Raw genomic sequence first — 6,912 nt, 5'->3', positions numbered from 1 at the left:
TAACGAAGACATCCACCTCAGTGCAGATGGACAGATCAACCAAATTGCACAAGGAAGCATCAACACCAGTACCCAAGACAGCATACTTAGCCATGCCAGCAAAAAGATCAGTTTATTTGCCGCGCAAGAAGGGGCACGACTGTATGCAGGGAAAGGTAAGATCGAGATTCAAGCACAAGGAGATGGTGCTGACCTGATTGCTAGAAAGGGTGTGCAGATTATTTCCACGGAGGCAAATGTCGACATCACGAGTGCGAAAGAAATCGTACTGACCGCAGGCGGTTCACAGCTAAAAATAAATGCTTCAGGGGTATTTCCTACGACTGCAAGTAAGTTTGAGGTTAAGGCAGGGCAGCATCAGTTTGTGGGGGCCAGTTCTATAAGTTATGAAATTCCGTTACTACCTATTACAGATATTTATTCGCATCAATTCATTTTAAAAAACAAATTTGGGTTGGTTCTAACGAATACTAAATATGTACTAACAGGTAAAAATGGTAAATTGATCAGAGGTATTACGGACAGAGAAGGAAAAACAAAGAGAATTTATACTTCTGAAAAAGAAAATTTCAATTTGGACGTAGATATTTAAAATGAATAATAAACAATATCAAACTGATTTAGATAATCCCATATCTGAAGTAGCCTTAGATGAATATTATGTGGTTATTGGAACAGAGACTAATTTGCCAGAATTGGCTTATTTACCTAAAAGAACCTTTGCTTTGAAAAGTAAAAATCATCACGATTTGAAATCAGAGTTCCCAGAAAATAATAATAGTGGCGAATGGGGTCATGCATTTTTTTATATCACGAAAAATCAAGAGGTATTAACATTTTTTAGTTTTGGGCCTGCAGCTAATGGAAATAATATTATAGGCAACTTATCAACCTGTGATTATCCTATAACCGAAGTTAGCTATTTATATCGTGCTAAAATAAATGAAGATAGTGCAAGAAAAATTATGTTTGATGTAAATCAGATTAGAAAAAAAAGCTTGAGTATGATTTTTGATGAGGAAAAACAAGAATACATTGAAAATAATTCCTCTGAAAAAAAGTATAGGGCTTTAACGAATTCAACTTGTGCAAAAGAAGCTGAGAAAATTCTAAAAAAAAACTTAGGTGATATAATTCCAGATGGGAAAGGTTTCGTAAAGTACGGTCCTATATCAATTCCTGCAGTCAATCCATATTCTTGGTGGGAAAAATTACAAAAGTCATCGTTAAATAAATTTAAATATCCACAATATCCCGAGCTTGGTATTGCTAAATCAATGCTTGGAAAAATAATGAAAGATAATGAACCAAACTATGTCCATAGACTTTATGGAAGAAATTTGACTCATTATTATAATTCAGAAGATATCATCTGGAGAGAAGGTGATGATGCCACAAAAGAAGAGTATTGGGTTTTGGGAGTGGGTGATGTTGATCCGTTAGTAGATTGGGGCTATATAAATGAATAAATTTCTCACATATATGTTTCTAACTCTACTTTGTTTTTACTCAAATGTTACAGCATCAAATATAATTAAAGAATCAAATCGTGAGGCTATTGTGATAGATAATCAAAATTTCTGCACTGTTTTGAATGAGATATTTAAAGTATCTGAAAGTCAGAATTTAAATAGTGCTAAAAATTTAGGACCATTTCAATTGCATGTTTTCAAAGATGGTCGTCCTTCTAGTTGGGGTATGTATAGATTATCAAAGAGTATATTGGGTACTCCTGGTAAAATTGTTGTGTATCTAGATGGTGGAGTTGCAAGTGAGATGATTCTATCACCTAATGCAAGGCATCACTTCAAAAATGACTTAATTTTAAATGCAAATTGCATTAATAATCTTAATATCAGATATATCAATACAGAGCTAAAAAATAATCAAGATTACATATATGTACATGTATTTTCAATCAATCTAAATACTAAGAAAGTAGTGATGAGATTTTTCTCAAACATAGAATTCAAAGGCAATGATCTGAGTTTTAACCGATTAACTTTAAAAATTGATTGATAAATTAACGAGAAAGAGCTCTTTAGCGGTTTTTTTAAAAAGACATTACATATTCGAATAGCTCACACTACCTGCACCCTCAGGTGGAACCTAAGTAATTTTTTATAACGGATCTTTAGTTAAGATTAATTTGGCTGCGGAAAAATATCACCGTTTAATGTTGGATGATAAAGGCGTGCCTTTTTACATCAGGAATTAAAAACAATAACGGGGTGGAGTCAGAGCAAAGCAAACTTTCTCTTTGGAATACATCCAAGTAGTAATGAAGGGAAAAAATAACGATTTTTTTAACAAAAGTTTCAATATGAAAAATTATCTGAGTTTAATTTTTGGATTTTCGATATGTTGCCTATTATTGGCTTGTACTCCAAATACGAAAAGTAAAGGAAATGAAATCATGCCACCACAAAGTGCTATTTTACATTTTGGACAGCAAGGATTAAAAGATTTTATTCAATATAGTAACGCGCCAATAGACCGCCAACCTGCGGGGATGAATTTTTTGTCACTAGATTGGAGACCGCCCAAACTGGGACAGGTTAAAATTGTAACTGAACAAAGTAACTTTGAAATTGATAATGTTATTAGTGTAATGGGGACGCAAATTGCACGAATGGGCAATGATGGTGTTTTGATTATGGATGTAACCGCTAGTTTACATGCTAATGAATATACGACTAGAGAAGATGCATATCAGGCTTATGTAAAACTTATGAAGCAAATGAGTGAGAAAAACTGGAAGCAGTATTTTTTACCTTATTCGGAACGTATAGATAAAAAAGATAATTTAAAATATATGAGTCAAAACATGGGAGAGGTTATTGACCCTAGCTATATTTTAAGTTTTAAAGAGTGGCAAGAAATGATGGATCTGACTAATGGCCATATGTATTTTAATTTATATAATAGTAATATTAATTTGGGGATATCTCTTTCTAAAACATATAAAGATGATAAAAAAGAACAGTATATGCTGAGATACAGTTTTGAGCATTTTAGATATACTGGTTTTAATGCTATTTCTAACTCAGATGAAATGACAGCAGAACAGTTAAAACAAGCCTTTTTAGATGAAAGGAAGGAAAATGAAAAAGATCGTAAATTTAAGGAACAAAAAATTAAACTGGAAGGCTATCATATTGATGGCAGCTATGTAGACCCTGATGTTTGGCAATATATGAGATAGGATATTTGGTGGGCTTTGTTTCACAAAGTTGTTTGTTAGGTTTAATTTAGCAATATAATTGTGAGACGAGTAAGCCCACACCTAAAATCTATTCGACATCCAACTGGCCTAATTACAATAAAAAGTTTTAATTAATCGTGGAAATATTTCGATTTGTTTCGATCTTCAGACTCAATGGTGCACAAAATTACTGCAGTAGTTTCGCTAAGAAAAATGCAAACCTTGGAAAGATAAAACTGAGTTCCTAGAACGTAATGAGTTACTTCGAATAATTTACTGTTTAGGTTTAGGCAGAAACCTATGAAAATAATGGTTGGTTTATCATCGTCGCTTTGGTAGAAACCAAGATACATCGCATCAAATATAGATAAGCTGACAAAATGCACTGAGCCAGCGAACACTGATGATACCTAAAGCAGCCATGGTGGTATTAAGAAAGGGTTAGATGTTTATATGGCATCAGACCAAGATGATAAGGTTAAGGGTTCAGTCGGTACAACGGTGAGTGATGGGGTGCAAATGTCACATTTATGGATTGCTAATAAGATAAAAAGCTCAAAATTATTGAGTTACATGAAGAAAAATTGATTTTACAAATAGAAGATTGGCGACGAGTTAAATTCAAACCATCCACAGAAAGAAAACTAGGTAAAACCATCGCAATTCGATGCCCATATGATCAAAGTTTGGTTACTATTACTGGTGATAAATTCGATCATCATGAAAAATGTAAAGGCTTAAATAAACCTAATTGTACACGGACAGTAACTGCACACGGTATTAAATTAGAATTTGTTTTACCAAACGAGATGTTGGAGAGATGAAAGAATGTCAACACAAGTAGATGATCAAGAAATAGATTGGCAAAAATGGTTGAGTTTAGAAGTAAAAGATACAAGTTTATTTAGAGATAAGCTGCTTGAGCAAGAAATGTATCACAAGAGATTTGATACGTTTGTTAATGGTATATATACAGTTGTTGATGGATTTAGCGATTATAAAAATGATTCTAAATTGGGTGGATATATAGCATCTGGTCATCAAAGATTAAAAGATGCTCTGAACTTGATATCTTTACAATATTCAGCAGGTGGAGATTTAAATTTTATAAAAGAACTTTACCCGTATCTTCTTCATTGGGCAGAAGAATATGCTGAAACGAGTCATCTTTATAATTTAAGCCCTGATGCAGGTGGACGTTATGTCTGGCATATTTCCTTGGGAACTGAAGATTATTGGTATATTGCTTTACGATTGATATGCTTTGGTTTACTGACAGGGTATGCAGATCAAATGAGTCGAATTATGACGATTATCGACTACACAGAAGCAACACCTGAAGGACAAGAAAAAGATGGCTTAATCGAGCGATTGGTTGCTCCATTTGTAACAGATCGAGGCATACCACCGAATGATGCACGTCGTCATTTGCCTTATCGTAAGCTCATTAAAGTTTTTGATGCTGCACCTGAAAAACGTCCAGCGATGATGTTGCAATACTTAGAAGATTGGTATGAAGCCAGTCGTCGTGAACCTTATCATGATCAACATCCACAACCTGATATTAGATCAGGTATCAGTTATTTTGGTTATTGGTCATGGGAAGCGGCAGCTGTTACATGGTTGTTAGATATTGATGATACAAATTATCGAGAGCATCAATTTTATCCAAAAGATTTAGTCGATTTTGCTAAAGCACAATCAGAAAAAGTACAAACACAAGATTCAGTAGAAAAAATTAAAATCAAAGGTGGGGATAAATGTCCAAAAACAGGTTATTGGACGACTCCAGCCCAACCAAATGAACGTCAATATTTTGATAGAGGTGACATTTTACCAATGCTTTCAGAACAAGACTGGGGTGAAGTATATTGGTATTTTGATGGTGAAGAATAAAACTATATCGCTCAAGGGGAAACTTTCGTATTTATCGAAGTTTAATAAAAAACCCGCTTACGCGGGTTTTTTGATCTCAAACGAGATTACATATTCGGATAGTTCGGACCACCCGCACCCTCAGGTACAACCCAAGTAATGTTTTGTGACGGATCTTTAATATCACAAGTCTTACAGTGAACACAGTTCGCAGCATTAATTTGGAAACGCTTAGAACCATCATCATTTTCCATGATTTCGTATACGCCAGCAGGACAGTAGCGCTGAGCAGGCTCATCCCATTGAGGAAGGTTAACGTTTACTGGAATTGATGGATCAGTTAATTTTAAATGCGCTGGCTGGTTTTCTTCGTGTACTGTATTTGAAACAAACACTGAAGATAAACGGTCAAATGTAAGCTTACCATCTGGTTTTAGATAGTTTGGTTTGAAGTTCACTGCATCAACAGTTTTTAAAGCACTGTAGTCAGGTGTCAAATCACGTAAAGTGAACGGAACTTTAAATACATTTTGATCGATAAAGTTGAATGCGCCACCGAAGAATGTACCAAACTTATGCATTGCAGGGCCAAAGTTACGAGCATTATATAACTCTTCTTTTAACCAACTGTTGTTAAATTTCTCTGTATATGACGTTAACTCTTTAGCAAAGAAATCTTCGCCTTCTGTCACACGAGCAATTGCAAGGTCGCCGCCTTTTTCTACACCAGCTTTAATTGCTTCAAATACAGCCTCACCACATAACATGCCTGATTTCATAGCAGTGTGTGAACCTTTAATTTTTGCAAAGTTCAAGAAGCCAGCATCATCACCAATTAAGCTTCCGCCTGGGAAGGTGAATTTAGGAAGAGAGTTAAAACCACCTTTAACCACTGCACGTGCACCGTATGAAATACGTTTACCGCCTTCCAATACATCTTTAATTAATGGATGTGTTTTCCAACGTTGCATTTCCATAAATGGATACATATGAGGGTTTTGGTAAGATAAGTCGACAATCATACCCAATGATACTTGGTTATTTTCAGCGTGATATAACCACCAACCACCAGATGAACCAGTTTCAGTTAAAGGCCACCCCGCACCGTGCATGACTTTACCTGGTTTGTGCTTCGCTGGATCAATTTCCCAAAGTTCTTTAATACCGATACCGTAATGTTGAGGATCAGCATCTTTATCTAAGCCGAATTGAGCGATTAGGCGTTTACCTAAATGACCACGGCAGCCTTCAGCGAATAACGTGTATTTCGCATGGAGCTCATAGCCTGGGGTAAAGTTATGTGTTGGCTCACCATCTTTACCAATACCCATATCACCTGTTTGGATACCTTTTACAGTACCATCAGCATGATACAGAATTTCCGCCGCTGCGAAGCCCGGGAAAATGGAAACTTCAAGCTCTTCAGCTTTTTGTCCTAACCAGCGTACAACGTTACCCAGAGAGATGACATAGTTACCGTCGTTGTGCATTGTTTTAGGCACAAAAGCATGAGGCATTTTTTGAGATTTTTGATCTGAAAGAAGGAAGTATGTTTCATCTTCTGTAACAGGTACGTTTAAAGGTGCACCTTCTTCTTTCCAATTTGGGAACAATTCATTAATAGCGCGTGGTTCAAGCACTGCACCAGAAAGAATATGCGCACCTACTTCAGAGCCTTTTTCAACGACACATACAGATAAATCGTTGAGGTTGTTTTCAATTGCAAGTTGACGGATTTTGATCGCAGCTGAAAGACCCGCAGGGCCCGCTCCAACGATTACAACGTCAAACTCCATCGATTCACGTTCGATGTGTTCCATAAAGGACTCCTC

Annotated in this window: 6 protein-coding genes and 1 pseudogene; 6 read left to right on the top strand and 1 reads right to left on the bottom strand. The window is 35.8% G+C overall.

Going from position 1 to position 6,912, the window contains the following annotated elements; genetic code table 11:
* The 6 genes and pseudogenes from AC1M9K_RS12735 to AC1M9K_RS12710 all read left to right on the top strand — a co-directional run.
* On the top strand, window positions 1-592 hold a 592-nt coding region (locus AC1M9K_RS12735; RefSeq protein WP_481589458.1), incomplete at its 5' end, for a DUF2345 domain-containing protein.
* Between the two features lies 1 nt (window position 593).
* The gene (locus tag AC1M9K_RS12730; protein WP_481589457.1) at window positions 594-1,469 is read left to right on the top strand and encodes a hypothetical protein; all 876 of its coding nucleotides are present in this window, start codon (window positions 594-596) and stop codon (window positions 1,467-1,469) included.
* A complete protein-coding gene (locus AC1M9K_RS12725; protein WP_481589456.1) occupies window positions 1,462-2,019 on the top strand; it encodes a hypothetical protein in 558 nt (185 codons plus the stop codon). Before AC1M9K_RS12730 ends, AC1M9K_RS12725 begins: the two co-directional genes overlap by 8 nt.
* A 397-nt stretch (window positions 2,020-2,416) precedes the next feature.
* Window positions 2,417-3,205 (top strand): hypothetical protein, encoded by a 789-nt coding sequence (locus AC1M9K_RS12720; protein WP_481589455.1) that lies wholly within the window; start codon window positions 2,417-2,419, stop codon window positions 3,203-3,205.
* Window positions 3,206-3,584: 379 nt separating this feature from the next.
* Window positions 3,585-4,029 (top strand): annotated as a pseudogene (locus tag AC1M9K_RS12715) (hypothetical protein); the annotation flags it as partial.
* A 4-nt stretch (window positions 4,030-4,033) separates the two neighbouring features.
* Window positions 4,034-5,101, top strand: a complete 1,068-nt coding sequence (locus AC1M9K_RS12710; protein WP_481589454.1) for a PoNe immunity protein domain-containing protein — start codon at window positions 4,034-4,036, stop codon at window positions 5,099-5,101.
* 86 nt (window positions 5,102-5,187) lie between these two features.
* On the opposite strand, the gene AC1M9K_RS12705 is transcribed toward AC1M9K_RS12710, so the two are convergent.
* Entirely contained in the window at window positions 5,188-6,900 is a 1,713-nt protein-coding gene (locus AC1M9K_RS12705; RefSeq protein ID WP_481589453.1) for an electron transfer flavoprotein-ubiquinone oxidoreductase, read from the bottom strand.
* Window positions 6,901-6,912: the final 12 nt, after the last annotated feature.

Source organism: Acinetobacter sp. 24-47-67, from assembly GCF_056779735.1.
The sequence above is the reverse complement of the archived record's forward strand: the minus strand, read 5'-3'. Positions and strand labels throughout refer to the sequence as shown.

Coding starts and splice junctions, on each gene's coding strand:
- AC1M9K_RS12730 (WP_481589457.1), top strand. CDS start 594: ATGAATAATAAACAATATCAAACTGATTTAGATAATCCCATATCTGAA.
- AC1M9K_RS12725 (WP_481589456.1), top strand. CDS start 1,462: ATGAATAAATTTCTCACATATATGTTTCTAACTCTACTTTGTTTTTAC.
- AC1M9K_RS12720 (WP_481589455.1), top strand. CDS start 2,417: ATGCCACCACAAAGTGCTATTTTACATTTTGGACAGCAAGGATTAAAA.
- AC1M9K_RS12710 (WP_481589454.1), top strand. CDS start 4,034: ATGTCAACACAAGTAGATGATCAAGAAATAGATTGGCAAAAATGGTTG.
- AC1M9K_RS12705 (WP_481589453.1), bottom strand. CDS start 6,900: ATGGAACACATCGAACGTGAATCGATGGAGTTTGACGTTGTAATCGTT.